Source organism: Amphibacillus jilinensis Y1, assembly GCF_000306965.1.
In the GTDB taxonomy this organism is placed as follows: domain Bacteria; phylum Bacillota; class Bacilli; order Bacillales; family Amphibacillaceae; genus Amphibacillus_C; species Amphibacillus_C jilinensis.
The window spans coordinates 211,408-234,802 of record NZ_JH976434.1 but is presented as its reverse complement, the minus strand read 5'-3'; the positions used below and the strand labels follow the sequence as shown (position 1 = coordinate 234,802).

General features: G+C 36.1%; 23 protein-coding genes. 12 read left to right on the top strand and 11 right to left on the bottom strand.

Translation table 11 applies throughout. The features are described 5' to 3' along the window. Positions 1–10 precede the first annotated feature (10 nt). From B494_RS0101610 to B494_RS0101595, 4 genes are all read left to right on the top strand, one after another. Positions 11–439 (top strand): hypothetical protein, encoded by a 429-nt coding sequence (locus tag B494_RS0101610; protein ID WP_017470609.1) that lies wholly within the window; start codon positions 11–13, stop codon positions 437–439. Positions 440–447: 8 nt separating this feature from the next. Beyond that, positions 448–1,362, top strand: coding sequence for a DUF2817 domain-containing protein (locus tag B494_RS0101605; protein WP_017470608.1), 915 nt, complete (start codon positions 448–450; stop codon positions 1,360–1,362). A gap of 74 nt (positions 1,363–1,436) precedes the next feature. Continuing rightward, positions 1,437–2,303: an N-acetylmuramoyl-L-alanine amidase gene (locus B494_RS0101600; protein WP_017470607.1), complete on the top strand. Its 867-nt coding sequence runs from the start codon at positions 1,437–1,439 to the stop codon at positions 2,301–2,303. An 83-nt stretch (positions 2,304–2,386) separates the two neighbouring features. Beyond that, the gene (locus B494_RS0101595) at positions 2,387–3,112 is read left to right on the top strand and encodes a hypothetical protein (protein WP_017470606.1); all 726 of its coding nucleotides are present in this window, start codon (positions 2,387–2,389) and stop codon (positions 3,110–3,112) included. A gap of 11 nt (positions 3,113–3,123) precedes the next feature. On the opposite strand, the gene B494_RS0101590 is transcribed toward B494_RS0101595, so the two are convergent. The 6 genes from B494_RS0101590 to B494_RS20360 all read right to left on the bottom strand — a co-directional run bounded on the left by B494_RS0101590 (position 3,124) and on the right by B494_RS20360 (position 6,594). Continuing rightward, complete coding sequence (locus B494_RS0101590; RefSeq protein WP_017470605.1) at positions 3,124–3,618, bottom strand: hypothetical protein; 495 nt, start codon at positions 3,616–3,618, stop codon at positions 3,124–3,126. 94 nt (positions 3,619–3,712) lie between these two features. Further along, the gene (locus B494_RS0101585) at positions 3,713–3,952 is read right to left on the bottom strand and encodes a helix-turn-helix domain-containing protein (RefSeq protein ID WP_017470604.1); all 240 of its coding nucleotides are present in this window, start codon (positions 3,950–3,952) and stop codon (positions 3,713–3,715) included. A 237-nt stretch (positions 3,953–4,189) separates the two neighbouring features. Continuing rightward, positions 4,190–4,339 (bottom strand): hypothetical protein, encoded by a 150-nt coding sequence (locus tag B494_RS20910; RefSeq protein WP_017470603.1) that lies wholly within the window; start codon positions 4,337–4,339, stop codon positions 4,190–4,192. A 192-nt stretch (positions 4,340–4,531) separates the two neighbouring features. Next, a complete protein-coding gene (locus B494_RS0101575) occupies positions 4,532–4,930 on the bottom strand; it encodes a hypothetical protein (protein ID WP_017470602.1) in 399 nt (132 codons plus the stop codon). 25 nt (positions 4,931–4,955) lie between these two features. After that, a complete protein-coding gene (locus B494_RS0101570; protein ID WP_017470601.1) occupies positions 4,956–5,375 on the bottom strand; it encodes a hypothetical protein in 420 nt (139 codons plus the stop codon). 1,063 nt (positions 5,376–6,438) lie between these two features. Then, positions 6,439–6,594: a DUF1540 domain-containing protein gene (locus tag B494_RS20360; RefSeq protein WP_017470599.1), complete on the bottom strand. Its 156-nt coding sequence runs from the start codon at positions 6,592–6,594 to the stop codon at positions 6,439–6,441. A gap of 733 nt (positions 6,595–7,327) precedes the next feature. Here B494_RS20360 and B494_RS0101550 point away from each other — a divergent pair. Next, the gene (locus B494_RS0101550; RefSeq protein WP_017470597.1) at positions 7,328–8,197 is read left to right on the top strand and encodes an AraC family transcriptional regulator; all 870 of its coding nucleotides are present in this window, start codon (positions 7,328–7,330) and stop codon (positions 8,195–8,197) included. A 161-nt stretch (positions 8,198–8,358) separates the two neighbouring features. Here B494_RS0101550 and B494_RS0101545 read toward each other — a convergent pair whose 3' ends face one another. Both B494_RS0101545 and B494_RS0101540 read right to left on the bottom strand, forming a co-directional pair. Then, positions 8,359–9,525 carry a glycoside hydrolase family 27 protein gene (locus B494_RS0101545; RefSeq protein ID WP_017470596.1) on the bottom strand — a complete coding sequence of 389 codons (1,167 nt, stop codon included), beginning with the start codon at positions 9,523–9,525 and terminating at the stop codon, positions 8,359–8,361. A 149-nt stretch (positions 9,526–9,674) separates the two neighbouring features. Continuing rightward, the gene (locus tag B494_RS0101540) at positions 9,675–10,433 is read right to left on the bottom strand and encodes a helix-turn-helix transcriptional regulator (RefSeq protein ID WP_017470595.1); all 759 of its coding nucleotides are present in this window, start codon (positions 10,431–10,433) and stop codon (positions 9,675–9,677) included. A gap of 119 nt (positions 10,434–10,552) precedes the next feature. On the opposite strand from B494_RS0101540, the gene B494_RS0101535 reads away from it, so the two are divergent. Further along, the gene (locus B494_RS0101535) at positions 10,553–12,352 is read left to right on the top strand and encodes a family 43 glycosylhydrolase (protein ID WP_017470594.1); all 1,800 of its coding nucleotides are present in this window, start codon (positions 10,553–10,555) and stop codon (positions 12,350–12,352) included. Between the two features lie 293 nt (positions 12,353–12,645). Here B494_RS0101535 and B494_RS0101530 read toward each other — a convergent pair whose 3' ends face one another. Together B494_RS0101530 and B494_RS0101525 are read right to left on the bottom strand one after the other, a co-directional pair. Then, positions 12,646–13,701, bottom strand: a complete 1,056-nt coding sequence (locus B494_RS0101530; RefSeq protein WP_017470593.1) for a HAMP domain-containing sensor histidine kinase — start codon at positions 13,699–13,701, stop codon at positions 12,646–12,648. Then, positions 13,698–14,372, bottom strand: coding sequence for a response regulator transcription factor (locus B494_RS0101525; protein WP_017470592.1), 675 nt, complete (start codon positions 14,370–14,372; stop codon positions 13,698–13,700). The genes B494_RS0101530 and B494_RS0101525 overlap by 4 nt, the downstream gene beginning before the upstream one ends. 291 nt (positions 14,373–14,663) lie before the next feature. Between B494_RS0101525 and B494_RS0101520 the strand changes: the two genes are divergently transcribed. After that, a complete protein-coding gene (locus B494_RS0101520; RefSeq protein ID WP_017470591.1) occupies positions 14,664–15,611 on the top strand; it encodes an ABC transporter ATP-binding protein in 948 nt (315 codons plus the stop codon). Continuing rightward, complete coding sequence (locus tag B494_RS0101515; protein ID WP_017470590.1) at positions 15,608–16,306, top strand: ABC transporter permease; 699 nt, start codon at positions 15,608–15,610, stop codon at positions 16,304–16,306. The genes B494_RS0101520 and B494_RS0101515 overlap by 4 nt, the downstream gene beginning before the upstream one ends. Before the next feature lie 348 nt (positions 16,307–16,654). Here the strand turns inward: B494_RS0101515 and ku are convergent, their stop codons facing one another. Then, complete coding sequence (gene ku / locus B494_RS0101510) at positions 16,655–17,497, bottom strand: non-homologous end joining protein Ku (RefSeq protein ID WP_017470589.1); 843 nt, start codon at positions 17,495–17,497, stop codon at positions 16,655–16,657. Positions 17,498–17,611: 114 nt separating this feature from the next. Here ku and B494_RS0101505 point away from each other — a divergent pair, with 114 nt between their 5' ends. The 4 genes from B494_RS0101505 to B494_RS0101490 all read left to right on the top strand — a co-directional run bounded on the left by B494_RS0101505 (position 17,612) and on the right by B494_RS0101490 (position 23,318). Then, positions 17,612–19,408: a DNA ligase D gene (locus B494_RS0101505; protein WP_017470588.1), complete on the top strand. Its 1,797-nt coding sequence runs from the start codon at positions 17,612–17,614 to the stop codon at positions 19,406–19,408. 257 nt (positions 19,409–19,665) lie between these two features. Continuing rightward, positions 19,666–20,682: a LacI family DNA-binding transcriptional regulator gene (locus B494_RS18790; protein WP_017470587.1), complete on the top strand. Its 1,017-nt coding sequence runs from the start codon at positions 19,666–19,668 to the stop codon at positions 20,680–20,682. Positions 20,683–20,878: 196 nt separating this feature from the next. Continuing rightward, complete coding sequence (locus B494_RS0101495) at positions 20,879–22,255, top strand: PTS transporter subunit EIIC (protein WP_017470586.1); 1,377 nt, start codon at positions 20,879–20,881, stop codon at positions 22,253–22,255. Between the two features lie 79 nt (positions 22,256–22,334). Beyond that, complete coding sequence (locus B494_RS0101490) at positions 22,335–23,318, top strand: carbohydrate kinase family protein (RefSeq protein ID WP_017470585.1); 984 nt, start codon at positions 22,335–22,337, stop codon at positions 23,316–23,318. Positions 23,319–23,395 lie beyond the last annotated feature (77 nt).

Sequence of the window (23,395 nt, the reverse complement as noted above, 5' to 3'; positions counted from 1 at the left end):
AGTGAATACTATGTTAGGTAATCAAGTCAAGTTATTAAATGAGTTGAATCTTACTTTTACAAGTAATACAACTCATGTTGTTTATGAAGAGTGGGATAAGGATATCGTAATTGATTTTATGGAGTTTACTGTAACGAGCACAAATATTTTCCCTGTATTAAACATTGATTCAACAAATGCTAACCATAATTATGAGGGGCAGTTATTTCAAACTGTAAATCCGAATGGTACTAGGTGGATAGCTACTCCTATTAGAATTTCGAATGATGGTCATGCTAACTTTGAAGTAGTCGCTTATGATTCAAGTTCAAGCCAGTATAAATTTAATTTAAAAACACCAATGATTTTACCTGGAGGATCAAGGTTGGCTTTTAAACATAACGGTACTCCTACTGCAAACCATACCGTTACTTATAAAGTAATTTATAGAGAGATGTAGGTGTAAAAATGATTAATATACCGTATGATTTTTCTGGGAACCTTTCCCTTCCTTCCTATGGCCAAATGGTTCAAAGAATCAGAAGATTTGACGAGGTTAGTAATATTGGTAAAGATCAAAGTGGGAATTACGATATGTACAAAATCGAAATGGGGACCAAAGGAAAACCGCCAATCTTAATTATTGCTAGCATGCATGGAACTGAGTGGATGGGAGCACTATCAAGCATTAGTTTTATGGAACAATTGAGAGATAACACTTTCCCAGACAAATCGTTTCGAGCACGATTATTGAGAGGGTACCGAATCATATATATACCTGTCGTCAATCCATATGGATTTGACCGTACTTCTCATAGTGAGGGAAATAATATTGGGCGTTTTAATTCTAATGGGGTGGATCTTAATAGAGATTTTGATAATTTCTCTCAGGCTGAATCAAGAAATGTCCGGAATGTGATGGATCAAGTAAAGCCCTTCTCATTTTATGATATTCATTTGTTTCGAAGAGGAATGGATGGCAGTCATGGTCACAACCTTATTGTGGGTAACGGTCAGTATCCGACTGAGAAAATTAGAGATTTATTTGCGGACTCTTTAAGTTTGTATGCAAAGCAACCAGTTGTAAGATGGGATGGCTTTGACTCGTTAAGCCGCGGCTTGGCTCGAAGATATATGAGAGATCAAAATAACCCTTATACTCCATATACTCTTTCTTATATAACGGAAATAGTTAGACCTGTCACAACGCCTTCTGGAATAGATGCACCATTAAGTGATCAAGAGATAATGAAGTATGGATTTGCGATGGTATATTTATTTTTGCTGACTTCGATGAAATATTTCGAACAAAGAAAGATAGAATTGAGCAGTAGTCCAATTATACAAGATGGTGTGATTAAGCGGCATAAAACTTCACTATAGTTAAAAAATTTAATAACCAAAATTAAGGCGCTCAATGAGCGTCTTTTTAATTTATATAAAGGGAGAGATTTAACATGACAAAAATATTCATTGATCCAGGACATGGCGGTAAAGATCCAGGAGCGGTTGCTAATGGATTGCAGGAGAAGGATATCGTTTTAGACATTGCAAAGCGAATCCAGTCTAAACTAGGCGATTATAACGATGTACAAGTTAAGTTAAGTCGTACCAATGATACGTTTGTATCGCTGACTAACCGCGCTAAGGACGCTAATGACTGGGGTGCTGATTACTTTGTATCGATCCATATTAACGCTGGTGGCGGTACTGGTTACGAGGACTTTATCTTTAACGGTAATGTATCGCAAGCAACAAGAGATAACCAAGACGAGTTAAACAAGGCTAATGTTAGCGCAACAGGCTTTAACAATCGCGGTAAAAAGTCAGCTAACTTTGCAGTGTTAAGACAAACAAACATGCCGGCTGTATTGACAGAAAATGGATTTATTGATAATGCAACAGATGCCAATAACCTAAAATCAGCAGCGTTTTTAGACAAGATTGCAGATGGCCATGTCAGCGGATTGGTTAAGATTTTGGGGTTAAAGAAAAAAGCTACTCAATCAACAGGTAACAGGTCTACAACCTATACAGTTAGGTCAGGCGATACATTGTCTGCTATAGCTCAACGTTACGGCACAACAGTTAATAAGCTTGCTAGTGACAACAACATCAGCAATCCAAATTTAATTACAGTTGGTCAAAATCTAAAGATTAACGGTGGCTCTGATATTAAGCATTATACTGTCAAATTAGGTGATAGTTTAAGCGTGATTGCTGAAAATTATGGTATTAGCTTAAGCAAAATTAAGCAGCTTAATCCACAGGTTAAAGGACCAAAATTTATTATTCAGCCTGGTCAGAAAATTAGAGTTAAGTAAAATCATCGAATCAATAATCATAACAGGAACCTTCTCCTTTTACGTCGAATAATAACATTTATAGACGTAAAAGGAGTGTTTTAATGAAGGGTTTTCTTGAAATAACACTAAATAATGAGCTGATTTTAATTATTCTTAGCAGTGGTATTGGTGCTACAATCACTCATTTTTTTTACAAGAAAAAATTAAAAAATGAACAAAGGATGAAGTTTCAAAATATAATTGGTGATAAGATAATTAAAGCTTTGTTGGAAGTACGCGAAATTGAAATTGAAGCGTCAGTCATAGAAAGATACGATATAGTGAATGGAGTTGAACGTTCTGAAGAAGAGGTGGATATGTTTGGAGGAAACGAAGCGTATCCTTCTATATTTAATAGTAAGGAAAGTGTTTTGAGTTTTTTAGCTAGTATCCAAGAGGCTAGGTCAAAGCATGAAAAAAATTTGGACTGTGAAACATCTGTGTACTTATGGTACATGGAACGATACATAGGACAATTAATACTTTTTTTAAGGTATTTCAATGAAGATGATTATCCGTTGTTGGGTATGTTACTCATCAAGGATATAAAAATTTGGCGTGTCAAATTTCACAGAGTTATAACAAAGAAAATCAATAACTATAGTGTTACGCTGCAATTCAAGAGTGGTTTGCGATGGGATATTTATAAAAAGATCATAATGTTAAGACTGTGGAACAATTCAATTCTAAATAAAATTAATAATGATTCGAACGATGAAGAGATTGTTAAAATTATGGATTATATTGTTTCTTTAAAAGAAAAGTACCATAAGCCCTTCACTGGTTAGTGAGGGGCTAATTAATCTTCAATCAGTTTTATTAGTATCTCTATTTTTAAGAGATTCATACTACTTTCTTTTCGGTCTTTTAAAAATACTATCAACGGTATTAATAATACTGGAAACATTGCTAAAAAAGCAGTTACAAATCCACCGATTAGCCCTAACAACGTTAAAAGAATTTTCACTAAAAGAATTCCTTGATGAGACCATATTTCTTGAAATAGGTGTGTAAATGGTTCGAATATATTATCGTTATCATTTAAAAAGTATAAGATTATAAATGATCCTATGATACTAGTGAAAATAGGCATCAAAAATGCTTTTGAATCACTATGATCTAATCGTGCTTGTATCTGATTCAAATAAATTAAGACTTTATGATAAACTTCTCTTTCAGGAAGGAAAAAGAACTCGAGTTTAAACTCCTGTATAAGTTGATCTAACTCCTTTTTAGCTTTTTTTTCAAATTTCATAAATCTTTTAGCTTTTTTGTTTTTGGTTTTCTGTCGCAAATAATACTCACTCCTATAATATCTCTAAGAATACTATATTCGACATTAATCCACAAAATTCCTGCAAAAAAAATAGCCCCGTTAATTCGGGGCTTTACTCATCATAAGGTCTGTATTTCTTTCGTAATTTCTCTTGTTCTAACTTTCTTTCCATAACACTTTCCTTCAAAAACACTTTTGGTTGATCATTGGCCGGTAGTAGTTTACCGTCCTTGACCATATGTCCAACCCTAGCTTTAGACACCCCTAATAATTCAGCTGTTTCTACAGTGGACAATAGATTTTCATTTAAAAAATCAAGCAATTCGTCCGTTGTTTTAAATTGATACTTCACTTTGACCACCTCTTAAATATTTGCATGCATAACTTAAATATATAGACCAGTATAGTTAAGGAAAAAAGGGAAATCATGAGAATATCAACAGCGCTAGGGTTATTAAAGTCTACGAAAATAACCATGATTAAAACACCCATACATAACACCATGACATTACTATAACCAAATTTTTTTAACATAGTATAGTGGATGTGATATAATTTTATTGAGGGAAGGTTTTACCCTTCCCGTCTGTTACTTGCGACGTTTCTTCTTGGTGGGAGGACGTCGCTTTTGCTTTTTTCGCTCTGTTGATATGTCGTGTAAATCCTTCATACCGGAAGCAATTGCCTTGAAAGCTCCTGCTAGCAGAGCGAATGTCGCTATTATCTTCTCTACATCCACATGTTCACCTCCTTGATTTGATAAGTTAATTATACTATATCTATTCAAAAAAGTAAATAGGTTTAATTGATTTTTAACAAAATATTTATAAAAAAAGACAGCTTTTTAGCTGTCATATTAATTCGATATTGATAATATCATCAAAGTTTAAAACCCTATGGCGTCGATGGAAAGACTAAAACCAAGTTAATTTTATGATATAACTAGATTTTTCGCACACCAAGATAGAAATTTTTTCCATGTCAACTTAGTCCGTTGCTGTTGCATAACTTTGTTTTTTTCTACAGCTTTTTTCCATTCTTTTGATTTTTTTAGATTTTCAACTCTCTTTTTCGGAACGTCTTTAAAGGTTTTACCATCGTGCTTTGTCCCATCAACATTTTCAACTCCCTTTTGAACACCTTTGGGATTAAACACGTGACCATGATATTTTCCTGTCTTTTTTTCATGTGGTGCATCAATTCTTGCTTTCCAGCCATTTCCTAGGTCAACATAAACGCTCGAGCCCGCTTCTACGATAACGGGTAAAAAAAACGAAAATAATAGTATTGTTGTTAATAATAAAATAAAATACTTTTTATATTTCTTCACATTTTATCTCCTTATCAATTAATTTCTATTTTTGAATTAAATTATTTATAGTAGAGAAGGAAAATGAAATAGAGGTGTTAAAAGCGTCATTTATCTCACTTAAAAATTTATGTAACTCCTGTTCAGTTGCTTGGCCAATGTACACATCTTCTTTCAGATCAAAAAATTCTATTGAATAATCTAGGTTTGGCTTATACGAAATTAAATTGTCTACAAAGATTCTTATCTTTGATCTCTCATCTTCAGACAATTTTTTACATGTACCGACTCTTACGTCAATAAAATTATCTGCTGGTTCCTCATCTTCATTCATTACAGCTTGCATATAAGCTTTTGGAGTTGGCTTTAAAGTATCTACCATCATTATGTAAGCTAAACTCTTATAATCAAAAGAAACTCTATAAAACTCATTTGATTCCGTTAAAATAAGTCTTTCAAAGTTCATGTAAATCACCTCCTAATTAATGCAATACAATTTATTATACTTAATAATTGTAAAATTACAACATTTATTTTCAATATTTAATTAAATATTCACATCACTGCCAAGTCCATTTATGCCCACATTGCTGTCATGATTTGTGATACAAAAATGATACAATACGGGTAAAAACATGTGTTTACTGCATTTCTAGCGGATAATCACAAATGTTGATTTAGCAACGTTTTAGTCACTTATTAATAATATATTTTTACCTAATATTGGAATCCCACCGTCTCCACCAATACATAGTGAAGTGTTGGTGTGATATAAATTATGACAGGAACCCTAAGATTTCCGTTTGGAAACGTTAGGGTTCCTTTTAATTTGGGTTGTATACTATTTGCCGTTGGTGAAGGGAATTTTTAGATCTCTGCATTTCTCTGTTCTTGTAATAATACGGAAATAAAAAGTCTCTTTAAGAGTGTATATTTACCAGTTTTTATATGTTATGCTGGCTACTACGTTCCAATAACATTAGTTAAGGGAGGCTATGATGAATAATAAAAACATTAATAACACACTCATTAATGTAATAATTACGAGTTCATATATAATAATAATATGTATGTTGATAACTTCTGTTATTGGATGGATAAAAACAGCCAATTTGATTTTTATTATATCTGGATTTATTAGTATTTTAGGTATTTTGTTTAATATATATCTTTATTCAAGAGAAAAATCAAAAAAAGCGAATAGACGAGTCCCGAATTAACGGGGCTTTAATCATCTAACTTCAGCAACTTTTCACGTTCTGAAATCAGTTGCTTCAACTCTTTTATACTTCCCAACGTCGCTTGTTATTATAATGGCTCTGTTAAAGTTTAATGTTGATATTACATATAAAAATGGAACCCCATAATTTATGGAAGTCCCATTTTTATAATATTTGCTTATTCCATTAACGCTCTTCGTTAGTAGAACAAGAACAGAATAGTGTTTACGTATTGATTCCCAGGGCCATTAAAGAAGGAGAGGATCGATGGTAGAAAATCCTGTCTGCTTTGGAAAAAGTTTGAGCGTTTTAGAAACTTCGGTCGAACGTTTGACAGTCTGTTTCTTTTTCATTGGCAGCACTTTTTCCAGTATGGCTTACAACATAAATGACACTAGCATCACATCTATTCCCATCCGTCCAGTACTTACAATTGTTTACCTCACATTTCACGTCTTTAGCCATCTTTCACACCTCCTATATAATCAGTATCACTCAAAATAGCTCATTTCATGTATTTCTTTCTATAACAACATGTTAACGCTTTATTAAAATATGTTATTCTGTGTTTAATCTGCTAAATTATTTATTTTTTATACTTTATGTAAGCGATTAAGATTAATTAAAAAGAGAGGAGGATCTTTTAAGACAGCGAGAAGAATTTCATCTATCGTTTTAAACGACTTGTAAATATTGGGGTGTGTGAATTAGTATATTCTGAAATTAAACTGAGATTTATTCTTTCATTTCCTACTGAGCTATAAAGTGAGAATATCGTGTCCATTATTAGATAACCTTCTGTAAATACTCAACAAGCTTATTTTTATTGCCGTTAACTAAAGGAACAGCACTTAATATTATCCATTGCAACTGATATAATTAAAGGGAGTTAGGTATGTTGTCAATATCAATATATAAAGCATATCTTTCATTTATTCCCGGTGTAACCTTTGCCGTAATGATTGCCGCACTGGTAGCTATTGGTTTAAATACAAGTTTTAAAGATATGAGGATAGCAAAGGTAGCACCAATGCTTAACCTCCACTTTGGTTGTGCGTATTGCGATTACTGTTATTTTACTTCAAGAGGGACCGAAATTGTATGACTAATCTTGTGATTTTGATAAAAATAGGATAATATCAGTTATCAACTGGAAGGGAAATCATATAACGAGCTTAATGGAGAGGAGAATATAAGCGTGAGACAGCTATTTCCAGAGAATGAATCTAATACTCTGAATGGTTCACATGTAAACAATCGTTTGATTTTTATTAGCTATGGTCATAAACCAGTAAATTTGCATAAATGGGGACCAGGTGTACGGGATGTTTATGCACTGCATTACATCGTAAATGGGAAAGGGATACTTCGGACTAGAGAGGGTACATTTCTATTGGAAAAAGGAGAAAGCTTTATTATCTTTCCATATATGGAAATCTATTATTATCCAGATCCTCAAGACCCCTGGGAATATGTGTGGGTTGAGTTTAATGGTGAGGAAGCGACGAACTTATTGGAAATGACTAGTCTAACAGCCTATCATCCAGTGGCATCAGCGTCACCGCTAAACCTAAAGTCTTTTTTTGAAATTGATAAGGACATGGGCATGGATGCTTATATTAAATTACGTTGTGAAGCAAAGCTACGCTTGTTATTGTCCTATTATATGGAATACTATCCTAAAGAGGTTTTCATTAATCAAGTTGATTATGCCAGTCAAGCCAAAACCTTTATTCATCGACATTATTGGAAGAGTACACTAAGAGTATCGGATATTGTAGATGCAGTTAAAATCGAGCGAAGCTACTTATTCCGCTTATTTAAAGAAGCAACAGGCATGTCAATTTCAACATATTTAACGCGCTATAGAGTTCAACAAGCATGTGAACTATTAAGGTCATCTGACCTGTCGATTAAATCAATAGCCTATTCTGTAGGCTATAAAGACCCATTGTATTTTTCGAGAGTTTTTAAAAAGGCAACATCATATACACCTTCAGCGTATATGACGTTGCGCTTGGAATCTAACGAAACAATACACACATTCCTGAGTCTCGATAATACTTAATGAGCTTTTCAATCGGTTCGCGTCCGCAGTTTAGTTGCTCACCCAGACAATCGATACAAACAAAATCCTTTGCGTTTCTAGAAACGAGCTTTAAATAGATCGCAACATCATCTGTTCGAAGCGGTACACGGCAGTTTCGACAAGATCGATCACTGCTCACTTTATTTGACCACCTTTGCTCTTACAATTAAGCAATCGTGTTCTGGGACAACAGGATTAAATCTTTCCGTAAACTTACCAAGATTTTTATGTGCCCAGCAATCAAACAACTCTAAGGAAAAACCAGATGCATAAGGAAGACCTAAATCCCAGAATTGCAAAGATATTTCTCTTTGACTATCGCTTAAATTAAAGAAGCCAATAGCAAGATCACCATCAGATAGCACCTTTACAAGCATAAAAACATCACCTGTATGGAACCATTGTGGTTCTGGTTTGATTCGATATGCGCCTCTTCCTTCATAATCCTGATTAATCTTTAGTAATTCTTGATTAAGTAGGATATCCTTTGTTACTTGATTGGCATCACGAATATCACAGCCGATCATAAGTGGAGAACCCATCATACTCCATAACGAAAAGTGGGTCTTATATTCATTATCAGTACAACCGCCAATTTTATGGCCAATAAAATTGTTATTACTCCCACCATACATACCAACAACGAGCATATCCATATCATTATGACAAAAAGAGCCCGTATAGCATGCTTTGTCCAGCTGGGAGAGTGCTAAGTTCTTAATCGATTCCCAACTATCTTGTATGTCACCTGTCGAGCGATACATATGAGCGCCAGACTCACGAATCCACTGATAAACATTGTCCTCGCCCCAGTTACATGCTGAAAATAAGATATCTCTCCCGCAGTTTTTAAGGGCAAGGCTCATCCGTTTATATAGGAGTTCGCCTGAAATCTGTCTTGGTTTAAAACAGTAATCGTATTTTAAAAAGTCGACATGCCATTCCGCCAATTGTTTTGCATCTTGAAATTCATGCTCAAAGCTACCTGGATAACCCGCACATGTGTGCGTTCCCACACATGAATACATGCCAAACTTCAAACCTTTATCATGAATATAATCGGCAAGCGCGCGCATACCACTTGGGAATTTTTCTGGATCAGGAACTAAATTTCCATCCGAATCTCTTTCCTTTAAACTCCAACAATCATCAATGACAATGTACGTATAACCAGCATCTTTATACCCTTCAGAAACGAATCGGTCTGCTACATCACGAATGAGCTGCTCGTTAATATCCCATGTAAACGTATTCCAAGAGTTCCAACCTAAAGCAGGTTTTAAACCTAATAAATGATCCTGTGTCATAAACAAAAATCCACCTTTCTATTTAAGCCGTGTACAAATAAGGCTGTTTTAATACCTTGATTAAAACAGAACCCTTTTCTTCTTGCTATAGCTTAATGTTGCATGTATATGGATTATTGTTGCTTTACTATCGACTTATCGAAGATTTTTTACAAAGGTGGTACGATTTTTTTGAAATAGGCAGGGGAAATGCCGAATTTATCTCTAAATTGTCTTGAAAAATGCTCGACATTCTTATAACCACACTGGTAGGCAATTTGATTAATTCTAAATTTACCTGTTTTTAGTAAATTTGCAGCATGGTTTAAGCGTATCTCGATCACATCTGTCATACATGATCTACCATAAAGCTTTTTATAGGTGCGGTGAAAGTATCCTTCACTTAAATTCATTAGCCTAGACATGTATGTAATCGTCCACGGAAAGCCTGGGTTGACCTTTATCTCTTGGCGTAATTCATTAAATTTAATCGCTAAATCTTTCCCTGTTGTACCGTGGCTGTACATAAGTTTACATAGTAAACCCTTGAGCAAGTGAATGGCGACACTTTTATTACCATGCTGATGTTCATGGGCAATCAATTTAGTGAGTTGATGGCAAGCTTGTTGATCATTCATATAAAGGGGAACACCATAGTTGAGTTGACTTTGATCAAAAAAGAGGCTCTCCAGATTAAATCTAATCCAACCATTTATATAGTGATCAGTACAAGCCTGGTATTTAATCGGCTGATCTGGATGAAACAAGATCACATGGTTTTCACCATATTGTTTCATCTTTCCATCTACTTGAAAGCTTGCAGCTGTTTTAGTTAAAACGAGAAGCCAACAGTTGTGACCACTTGGTAGGTGAAAGATAAAATCGGCATTATGCTCTGCATGATGATCAGCAAAAAAAATCTTCTCCATAGCTCAACCCACTCCTTAAGGTTAGAATATATCAATTTAAAGTTATAATAAATCATGGTTTTGTGTCAACTCTCTTATTATAATGGATCTATTAAATCAAAAGGAGTGAAAGCGTTTAAATGGATTCGAAAAAATCATTTCAACTTTTATCCTATACACGTAAACCAGAAGGGATTTATGGAGAAAAGCTGGCTAACAGCATGCATCTTGCTTACAGTGTTGATGGTCAAGAATTTCAGGCATTTAATCATAATACTGGTGTGCTATTTGCCAGAGCAACTGAAAATGAGAACCGAACGCTAAATGCAAAATGTTTAACACAGCCTTTCATTTTTGAATTAGCTGAGCAGGTGGGCTATGGTATAGTTGCGATTAGAACGGAGCCTGATGGTACACCAGATTTAGAAAGTAAAGGAAAGGTTCTGCTCTTTACAACTGTTGATTTCCTTAACTTTAGGGAGCATGGATTAGTCGATTTAAAAAGTGATAAACATATCCACTATATAACATGTACCTATTTAGCTAAGGAGAAGCAGTATTGCCTAAAATGGTGTGATGAATCGAACGAAAATTATGAAGCACTCTTTTCCGATCTTGATGAAATTGATGTAAAACCTACATCAACACCTCCATTCAGCGTTGATGTTTTGACTACCCATATTAAGGGAGCACAACCGGTCAATCGTATTGACATTTCAAGGGCTACTTTTGATAAATTAATTGAACGTTTAACTGTACCACAAAATATTGGTGTGAATATACCGGAAAAAGCAGTTATTGGGACTTTAGATGAATTAAAGCAAGTTAAGGCTGAGTATTTATACAGTGATGATACGTCAGTGATCCGATCAATAAAATGGGATACGCGTTCCATCGATATAACACAAGATGGCGAATATACGATTACCGGTGAGGTAGAGCAGCCATCTTTTTACTTTCCAATTAGTATTGATCGGGCTGATCCATGTGTTTTTAAGTTTAACGATGCCTATTATTTTATCGCAACAAATGATGCGAATGGAAATAATAGCCTCTCGATTAGAAGAGCACAGACAATGGCAGATTTGGTCACAGCCCCTGAGTACGAGATTATTAACACGAAGATGTATAATCACTTGGTTCAATTTTTTTGGGCGCCAGAGTTTCATAAGGTAGGAGACGACCTCTATATATTCTTGGCAAGTAGTCCGAAAGGGTTTTCAGAAATAAGATCACACGTGATGAAGTTGAAAAAGGGCGGAGATTTATGTAACAAAAATGATTGGGAAGAACCGATCCCGTTTTTGGATCAGTATGGTCAAGTATTAAGCGAAAAAGGGTTAACGCTTGATATGACTTATTTTACAGCAAAGGATCGGCACTATGTTGCTTGGGCACAGCGTGATCTTGTACCTAATGATTTGGGTTCTTGGATTTATATCGGCGAAATTAATCCAGATAAGCCGTGGCAGCTAATAAGCGATCAAGTGCTATTGTCAAAGCCGGACTTTAGCTGGGCAAATAATCATGTCTTTGTTGAAGAAGGACCATATCCATTGTTTGTCGGCGATCAGTTAATGTTAACGACTTCAAGTGCGTTAGTCGATTACACTTATTGTGTTGGTATGCTAACGATTGATAAACAGGCAGATTTATTAGAACCAAGTAATTGGAGCAGAAGTCATTATCCATTATTAACATCTGCTTCAGTAAAAGGGGAGTGTGGTCCTGGACACAATGCGTATGTTGAAGATGATGAGGGGCTGATCTGGAATACCTATCATGCACGAGTTGGCAAAGATGGCCCCCGGAGCAGTGGCTTTAGACGTGTTCACTTCCATAAAGACGGTTTCCCAGTCTTAGATTTAATCGAAGATATGGATATTGATGAGAAATATCGTAAACTCACCTTGTCGGTAACAGTTAGATCTCAGAAGTAATGCGAATGGTATGAACGAGGCAAGTAATGCTAGGAGGCTAGCGTGTGAAATTTTTACGTTATTATTTCCTTTAAAAATAAATGATGTGCCCCCTAAAAATGATGACCTAATACATTTCCCTGTGTGAAAAAGAGCACTTTACACAGGGGGGCTTCAGTTTGTGCTGTTTCCACAGGATAAGCAAGGCATTGTCAGCAATACATGGCTCGAAGAAAATTGCTCTTTATTTTTGATCGTTCTGATTTAGTGTACATCATCACTAAAAATAGCGCAGACACATCCCATCTAACTTCCTATCCTATCTCATCTATCGGTAACCTTATGGTAAAAACACTGCCTTTCCCCAGAGCACTTTGCACTTCTATTGTACCTTCACAAAGGTCGATAATCCGCTTGACTAGTGTTAATCCCAGCCCGTTTCCTGCTATATAATGAGAATTGTGTCCCTGATAGAATTTGTCAAACAGATGGTGCATCGTTTCATCGCTCATACCGCCTCCATTATCTTCAAGACGAAAAACGGCTTTTCGCCCGGATTGATACAAATTTACTTTTAGCGTGCCCCCGTTGTCTGTATATTTTATAGCATTGTCTAGAAGATTGATCCAAACCTGATGAATGAGATGTTTATTGCCGAGAAATTCAATTTCATCTTTCAGTTCGATATCCATATGGTGATTTTTAGCATTCCATTTTGGTTCCAACATTAATATGGCCAGCCGGATTTGCTCATCTAATCGGTAAAGCGTTTTTTCACTTATGATTTCGATCGTATCTACTTTTGATAAGTTAAGGACATTAGTAGAAAGCTTAACCAATCGCTCGGATTCTTGAATTATACTATCCAGGTAATCTTGCTTCTCCTCCTCGCTAATGTTCCCCTCTTTTAACAATTTTGCAAATCCACTAATCGAGACAATGGGAGTTTTGAATTCATGTGAAAAATTTCTCACAAAGTCACTACGTAATGTTTCAACCCCTCTCAGCTCTTGTACCATTTTATTAAAGCTTTGGGCTAACGTGTCCAATTCTAATACAAAACTACCGTTCACTTTAACAGAGAAATCACCATTTGCTACCTTATCAGTAGCCTTCATCATATCACGAATCGGCTTAACGGAACGGTTGCTCAACAGAGCGGCAATTACAACACCTAAAAAAACAAAGGTATACATCACCACAATTATTGGATTTATCTCCTGATCAAAATCAAAAAGATCCAACCAATTAAGTAATAAGGCAAGAAGAGCCGCTGAAATTATGGATAAAACCATGACCATAAAAACCAATGCCACCAAGGAAAGTGCAAGGCTAATTTTTTTGGAGAAAACCTTTTTTGTCCATCTCATTGGCGCATCACCACTTTATAGCCTAAACCACGTACCGTCACAATCTCAAAGTCACAGTTGTCTCTGAATTTATCACGCAGTCTGTTAATATGAACATTCAAAGTATGGTCATCTGTTTCTGTTTCGATACCCCAAATTTCCTCTATTAGTTGAAGGCGGGTGAAAATTTTGTTGGGATAACTCATCAGTTTAAATAGAAGGTAAAACTCCTTTTTAGGGAGTGTAAATTCCGTTTTTCCTTTTACAACAGTGAGGGCATTATAATCCATTGTTGTCTCACCAATTACGAGTTTGTGCTCACTTGCTATTTTTGCTCTACGTAGAAGTGCTTTGATGCGAAATAGCATTTCCTTTTCGTCAAATGGCTTTGTCATATAATCATCTGTACCTGCAAGGAAGCCTTTGTGTTTGTCTTTCGATTCTTGATTGGCAGTTACCATTAGGATCGGTATATTATCACCAATACCACGTAAATCCCTGCATAATTGATAGCCGTCTATTCGAGGCATCATGACATCGAGAACAATTAAATCAAAATGCTGGGTTTCCATCATATTTAAAGCCACAAGTCCATCCGTTGCGGTGGAAGTATTGTAGCCTCCACGCTTTAGAACAGCACACATCAGCTTTTGCGTATTCGCATCATCTTCGACGACTAAAATATTAAACATCATGTTCACCTCCATAAATTATTATACTTCCATAATCTAAACTGAATATCAACAAAGCAATGGTGTAAAAATTGATGTTCAGTTTATCTTCGTGAATTACGGTGAAGATGTTACATTTCAAGTATCACTTATAAAAACTAATATCTAATGAAAGTAGGCGATACGTCAAGAGGTATCCATAAAATCATTATCTATGAACATGACCCTCATGTGTTTTATTAAAAGCATTGAAGGTTCAAAGGAGTAAGTACAAAAGGCGGGTCTAAATATAATAGATGAGGAGTTATAACAATGACAATAGTAAAAAAAGCAAGTTTGGCTGTGATACAAATGGAAGGTCTCAGCAAATACTTTGGTGATCACAGGGCTGTAAACAATGTTTCACTTGAAGTAAAGAGAGGCGAAATATATGGGTTTGTTGGTCTGAACGGCGCAGGTAAAACAACGACAATAAAATTGTTGTTATCATTGCTAAAGCCTACAACCGGTAGTATCTATATGATGGGGAGTAAAGTTGAGTCGGGGAACTATAAGTTATGGAATAAGGTGGGATATTTAGAGGAAGCCACCTACTATCCTGGGCTTACCGTTTTTGAGAATCTAGACATTGCACGCCGAATGCAAATGATATCGGACCGCCAATCGATTGACTGTGTAGTTGAAAAGCTAGGGCTCGATGCTTACAAAAATAAAAAAGCCCAAAACCTTTCTTTAGGAAACAAGCAGCGATTAGGACTAGCTAAGGCAATGATCCACAATCCGGAAATCTTGATTTTGGATGAACCTATCAATGGTCTAGATCCAGCAAGTGTAGCGGAGATTAGGGAGATGTTACTTGATTTATCAAAGAACTTTGGTGTTACCATCTTTATTTCAAGTCATTTATTAGAGGAACTCACAAAGTTAGTTGATCGAATTGGAATAATGCATCATGGGCAGTTAGTTAAAGACATTAAAATGGCGCAATTGGAGCAATCGCTACAAAAGCGTTTGCTCCTTGATGGTCGCGATAAAAGCGCAATGAGTTGTATTCTAAAAGAACAAGGATATGACTTTGAGGAAACCATGGACAGGCGTCTGAAATTAATGGATGATGACGCGATACTACAACCTGATAGAGTGGCGGAACTATTAGTGAGTGCCAACCAACCGCCTACACATCTAAGCATTGTGACCGAAGATCTAGAAGGTTACTTTCTTCGTACCATTCGTTCAGTCATTAGGGAGGGACAATCATGAAAATACTTTCTTTTGTGAATTGTGAGGCACGTAAAGTATATCGTTCCACTGTTTTTTGGGTGGTTATCTCAGTATTCAGTCTATTACCGCTGATGCTTGGATTTTTAAGCAGTCCTGACCTAGATTGGGAGTCGTATTTGTCAGATTTACTCGCTTCTACTGCCACACTACTGGTGGTTGGTTGTTCTTTTACCTCTGCATGGGTTTTTGGACGAGAGTATACAGACAACACCATTAAGGATCTGCTGGTAAAGCCTATTCCTAAAACATATAGTGTGTTATCTAAATTTATCGTAATTACGATTTGGAATGTTATTCTGGCTAGTTTTTCATTTATGGTGGTTACAGGAGTCGGTGTTTTCATAGGAATTAATGGTGGATCTATTTCTTTAATTCTAAGTGAGTTTTTGACTTTCATGCTAACGGCAATTATGATTATGGCTGTCAGCACAACTAGCGCTTTGTTAGCCAGTGTCACGAAAGGGTATTTGGCTCCAATTGGTCTAACGTTTGTGATTGTAATTGTATCTAACGTTGTCATGCATCTTGGAATGGGTACGTATTTTCCATGGACAATACCCGTAATTTCTTTAGTGGATAATATTAGCTTTATCAGTATTGTCATTGTTATGATGACAGGAATCACCGGATTGGTGGGAACCATTGCATGGTGGAGATTTGCTGAACAGAAGTAACTCAATTGGTTTTTGTTTTGACTTCCTGAAGAGGCAGCAATGTGTTGAAGCGTTTTTTTGACATTTTAAAGAAGTTTATCACAGATAGTCGTCCACAAACACCCAGCTCAAATAGAGCGTAGAGCAAATCTATTTAGGGAGAGAGATAACGGCCACTAATATCCTAATTCACTTACCTAATTATCAGTGGGCGAAAAACGAAAACGCCCACTGATAAAGTTGTTTTATAGGAAAGAGATGAGTTATCTCGAATTAAAAATCAGGAGTGAAGAATATATCTTTTACTATAACCTTACCATAATGAGTTGCATCAATAAAAGCAAATGTTTAGGATATGCACCGTTCATCTTATGACGTAGCTCTTTTCTTTTTGGTGGTCGCTTTTTTTCTTGTTTGCTTCGCTCGCGGTTTTTCTTCTTTTGCACGGTCTAATGATTTCTGAAGGGCGTCCATTAAATTCAAAACATTGTCTGGGGCTTTTTTAACCTCACCACCGATTTCAATCTCTTCATTGTTCTTCTTCGATTCGATTAACTCCATTAAAGCTGTCCGATAATTATCTTTGTATTTTTCAGGCTCAAATTCTGTAGTCAGTTGATCAATAAGAAGTTTTGCAGTGGCTAATTCTTTTTTCTCTAATTCCCCTTGCTCGGGTATATTGGGAAGGTCCGAGACGGAGCGAACTTCATCTGGATAATGGATCGTTTCAACCACGAGTGCGCCTTTGTATACGCGAATAACAGCAAGTTGTTCTTTTGATCGAATCATCATTTTCGCTATCCCGATTTTGTTGGCTTCTGTTAGCGCTTCTCTTAATAAAACATATGCTTTCGATCCACCCTCATTTGGGGATAAATAATAGCTTTTTTCGAAATATATAGGGTCAATGTCTTGCAATTTTACAAAGTCAATAATTTCAACGGATTTATCCTCTTGTTCTTTTTTTAATGCTTGTAATTCTTCCTCATCTAAGATGATAAATTTATTAGTTGCGTATTCATAAGCTTTAACAATATCATCGTTAGACACTTCTTCCTCACAATTTGGACAGCGTTTTTTATATTTTATTGGTGTTTTACATTTTTTATGTAACTGGCGAAGTTGGATGTCCTTGTTTTCTGTAGCTGCGTGCATTTTTATAGGTATATTAACTAAACCAAAACTAATTGTTCCTTTCCACATGGTGTGCATGCTGTTGCCTCCTTTTTTAGTTAGTTTGTCAGCAATGGATGTTTTTATGCGATAGTACAGGTTTAAATTTTAAACGAATAAGCCATGTTAAGTGGGAGGCGAGGAGGTTTATTTATGGAGATTATGAAGCCACGTGAAAGTATGGAAATTCCTGATGGCGAAGAGTGGTTGTATGAAGTGAAATACGATGGTTTTCGTTGTATCTTATGTTGGGATAAAGATCACATACAACTACTAAGTAAAAATAATAAAGATTTAACAGTTAACTTTCCTGAGATTATCAATGATTGTCGTGACAATCTAAATGCTGTGCAGTCTTATTTGCCGTTAAAGCTTGACGGCGAACTTGCTGTATTAAATAACGCCTACCAGGCAAACTTCGCTTGGATCCAAAAACGCAGCAGGTATAAAGCTAAAGACGCCATTCATACAGCCATGCATATAAGACCAGCAACTTTTATGGTGTTTGATCTATTACAAAAATCTGGAGCAAATCTGTCTGCTGAACGTTTTCAGACACGTAAAGAATTATTGAGCAGGTTATTTTCAAGATTAGAATTAGCCACAAGCCTTCGAATGGTGACTTCATACGACAATCCTGATCTATTATGGCAAAAAGTTTATGACGCTAAAGGTGAGGGCATAGTTGCCAAACGGAAAAACAGTATTTACAAAGAAGGTAAAGAGCACCATGATTGGTTTAAAATAAAAAATTGGCGTACGATTCAAGTGTTTTTAACAGCCATGCACCTAGAAAATCATTATTTTACTGTAAACGTTTATCAAAATGAGGATGTAAAAGCCGTAGGGAAATGTAAACATGGTCTAGACAAAGAAACGATGGAGACCTTAAAACAAGTCTTCTTAACTAAGGGAAAGAGACAGGGTAATGTCCTGACCCTTCCACCAGCGATTTGTGCTTCAGTTCATACGCTTGATCTATATAAAGGTGAGTTAAGGGAACCAAGATTTAACGCATTACTGCCAACCGTTTCACCAACTGATTGTACAAAAGCGCAACTAAATCTTGATATGGCCATGCTCCCTCGTGATATTGAAATAACCAATGTCACTAAAATGATTTGGCCAGAAAGGGTTACAAAAGGAGGGTTACTTACATATATAAGAGATGTCTCATCATATATGTTACCATTTCTAAAAGGAAAGTTGCTTACCGTGATTCGTGCTCCTGACGGGATTCAAGGGGAACACTTTTTCCAAAAACATCTAGCTTCATATGCCCCTAAATGCATGGATTTTGTTGAAACAGATGATGGTAAGCGAATAGTCTGTAATACATTAAATACACTTATTTGGTTGGCTAACCAAGGCGCAATTGAATATCATATTCCCTTTCAAACGATAGAAACTGACTGTCCAAATGAAATTGTCTTTGATTTAGATCCGCCTAGTAAAGAACAATTTGGCCTGGCTATTCAAGCAGCTAACATTATCAAGTCTTTATTGGACGAGTTAAATTTAATTTCTTTTGTTAAAACATCAGGAAATAAGGGGTTGCAAGTTCATATTCCAATTCCATCTGGTCGTATGACATATGAAGAAACGGCGATTTTTACTCAAGCAATCGCTCAAACGATGGAAAAAGCGTACACGGATTTATTTACAACTGAACGGTTAAAGAAAAACAGGCAGGGACGTTTATACATCGATTATGTTCAGCATGGAAAAGATAAGACATTGGTTGCGCCGTATTCACCACGAAAGACAACAGATGCAACCGTTGCAACGCCGCTTTTTTGGCATGAAGTCAAAAACGGTCTTGTTCCAGAACAATTTACGATAAACAATACTGTTGAACGTATAAACATGTTGGGTTGTCCATTTGCAAGCTATTTTCATATTGGACAAAAACAATCCTTGGATAAAGTATTAAAAATGATAAAAGGTTAACGCGTTTCATCTCATTTCGATAGGGGGAGGATTCTCTCTCAAAAAAATAAACGTCTATTGGCATTTGAATGAACATTTTTCCATGTAGTCAATTGGTGTTTTAATTGAATATATAGAGGGGTAAGAGCTTACTTTATTTTTCAACATAAATGACTAGAAATCATTAATTTTATTAAATGTAAGGGTTGACATTAGAAAAAAAGATATGATAACCTGTAAGTGAAATCGATTTCAGTATCAAATTAGGTGAATAACAAATGAAAATAAAAGATATTGCAAAGCTTGCTGGTGTGTCGCCTGCTACTGTATCGCGGGTTATGAATAATAATGGCTATGTCAAACATGACAAACGACAAGCGGTTGAGAAGGTTATCCGAGAGGTAGGTTATCAGCCGAATGAAATAGCCAAGTCATTGAAAAATCAAAAATCACATATGATCGGTGTAATTGTCCCTAAAATTAGTACAGAAACAGCCAGTCGAGTCGTTGATGGTATAACTGAGGTAGCTAAACAGCATAATTATCAATTGATTATCGCTAATACCAATTTGCAAATTGAAGAAGAAATCAAATATTTGAAATTCCTTTCTAACAAACTGGTTGATGGCATTATTATGATGGCAACAGAAGTAACAGCTGAGCACAAAAAGCTTGCGCAAAGCTTAGCTATTCCAATTGTCATGGTAGGGCAACAAGTTGAAGGATTTACAAGCATTGTTCATGATGATTATCGAGCGGCTAAGTTAATGATCGACCATATTATAGCTTGTGGGCACAAAAACATCGGTTTTATTGGCGTTGACCCTAAAGATGTGGCTGTTGGTCAAGTGAGAAAACAAGCGTATATCGATCGGTTACATGAAGCAGGTTTAAGCGTCGATTTAGATTTAATTGGCATTGGTGATTTCTCGATTGAATCAGGTTATAAGCAAATGGAAGCTCTTCTTACTAGAGGTAAACCTACCGCTGTTATGGCTGTAACGGATCACCTTGCGATAGGCGCCATTCATTGCTTACATGATCATGGATTATCTGTTCCTAACGATGTTTCTGTGGCTGGGTTAGGTGATGTTAAATTAGCGAAATATTTCTCTCCACCTTTAACGACAGTCCACTATGGCTTTAAAACGAGTGGGATGGTTGCAGCTGAGCATGTATTTGACATGATAAAGCAAAACCAAGTCGATAGTGACAAAGTGGTTATCGACTTTGAAGTCAAAATTAGAAAAAGCGTTGCTAATTTAAAAACGATGAGAGATTTGCAAAGCCTTTAGGTGATTACAAATCAGCATCAGGGGAAAAACGAATTTCTTTCTCTTAGTCTTGAGAGAACAGTTTTTCTCAATTAGACAATATGAAATCGATTTCAGGTTTTAAGAAATGATTAGTAAATAATATTGCGGGTAATACAGATAATAAGAAGAAACGGACTTATTAATTTTTAACAATATAAATTGAGGAGGCGCTATCATGAAACATAAAGATACAATTGACAAATTGTTTGAAGTCGTAGGTGGAAAAGATAATATTAAGAACTACGAGCACTGTGCAACACGTTTGCGGATTATTTTGAAGGATGATAGTAAGCTAAATAAAGAAGAGACTGAAGAAATTCCAGAATCGAAGGGATACTTCTACAATACAGGTCAACATCAATTTATTTTTGGAACAGGAAAGGTTAACGCTGTTTATCAGGACTTGAAAGACGTATTGGGCGATTCGGATGAGGGACAAAATGATGGTGATTTCAAGGGTGACGTTTATAAAAATTTAAACCCAGCTCAAAGGATTGTTAGAACATTAGCTGATATTTTAGTACCATTAATTCCAGCTCTTGTAACAACAGGTTTACTAATGGGGGTTCGTGGTTTACTTGTTGAGTTAGGCATGGAATTTAATGATACGTGGTTCGCTATTTTTGAGATGTTAACAGATACAGCTTTTGCATTCTTACCTGTATTAATTGCTTACAGTGCTACACGGAAATTTGGAGGGAATCCAATCATTGGGATTGTTGTTGGTTTAATGATGGTAGCCCCACAGTTACCTAATGCATGGGCTGTCGCTGAAGGGAATGCAGAACCGTTAAGTCTTTTAGGGCTTGATATTGTTGGCTATCAAGGGTCAATTATTCCAGCAATCGTTGCAGGTTATCTGATTTCTAAATTAGAAAAAGGGTTACGTAAAGTTGTACCCCAGTTAATGGACCTTGTTGTGACACCCTTCTTAACGATAACGATAACGATTGCTACTATGCTATTAGTGTTAGGGCCAGTGCTACAAATGGCTGAATCAGGCGTCATCAATTTTATTGTATCTATATTAGAAGCGCCTTTAGGTATAGGTTATATTGTTTTTGCGGCATTACAACAACCATTAACGATTACAGGTTTACACCATTCACTTGGTATTATTGAGATCAGCTTATTAAATGATGGTGGAACAAACATTATTCAAACACTTACAACGGCAAGTATGGCCGGCCAGTTTGGTGCTGCTGTAGCAGCTGCATTATTAATGAAAAATCAAGTTAAACGTGTAAATGCGCTTTCTTCTACAGCATCAACTTTATTTGGTATTACAGAACCACTGTTGTTCGGTGTAAGTTTGCGTCATTTTAAAATATTTCTATCTGGGATGATCGGTGGTGCAGTAGGTGGTTTGTTGACTTATATATTGGGGTTAACCGCCACTGGAATGGGGATAACGTTTATCCCTGGTTTGTTACTTTACACAAACAGTTTTACCGCGCTCTTGCAATATCTTTTAGTCATAGCGGTATCTTTTGCTGTTAGTTTCTTACTTGTTAGAGTGCAAAGTAAGAGTATAAAAAACGAAATTAATTAATTGAATCATTTTTGTTAAAATAAAAGGGTGATGGGCATAGCCCCTTCACCCTTAATCAAATGGTAAGGAAGTGAGCATGATGACGGGGCAATTATATGCTATTGGTGAAGCGTTAATTGATTTTGTTCCAAATCAAACAGATTTGGACCTTAAGGACGTCCAGCAATTTAAACGTGTCATGGGAGGCGCGCCAGCAAATGTTGCGGTAGCAGTAGCAAAACTAGGAGGGAAGAGCCAATTTGTCTCTAAACTAGGTGAAGATGCTTTTGGCGACCATATTGTTGAGCAGCTTGAACAGTCTCAAGTTGGAACGACTTGGGTGCGAAGGACTAAAGAAGCTAATACAGGTTTAGCCTTTGTTTCTTTAAAAAAAGATGGGCAACGAGATTTTTCATTTTACCGAAAACCTAGCGCTGATATGCTGTTATCAATAGAAGAAGTTAAAGATATAATGACTAATAAAGACGATATTGTCCATTTTTGCTCTGTTGATTTAATCGATGCCCCTATAAAAGAAGCGCATCGAACCTTGTTAGACCAAGCGGTGAGAAGCAATACATTGATTAGTTTTGACCCAAATGTACGCTTACCGTTATGGGAGTCAGCTGAGGCTTGTAAACAAGCGATTGATGAATTTATTCCGTATGCTCATCTGTTGAAAATTTCCGATGAAGAATTAACTTTTATTACGGGAATAGAAGATGAAGAGGAAGCACTTGAAAGTTTATTTAGAGGTAACGTGGCCTGGGTTATTTATACTCGTGGTCCTAAGGGAGCCCTTTTAAAATCAAAGTTTGGACATCACGTTGAACATCACGGCTTTCAAGTAGAAGCCATCGATACAACAGGTGCTGGCGATGCTTTTATTGGTTCATTTATTTATCAAATGCAAAAGCATCGAATCTCGCTTCAACAATTGCCAGAAGTCTCAAGCAATAAAATACTTGAAATGTTAAGTTTTAGTAATGGTTATGCTGCTTTAACAACATTAAAGAATGGGGCTGTTGATGCTCTACCTCCATTAGAAGAAGTGGAAGCATTTATCACAAATAACCGCCCGTAAAACGCCTGCCGCAAAATAGAAATCAGTACTCATCTGCTTAGATAGGAGACTTAATGTTCTGATTCACTCAACGACTA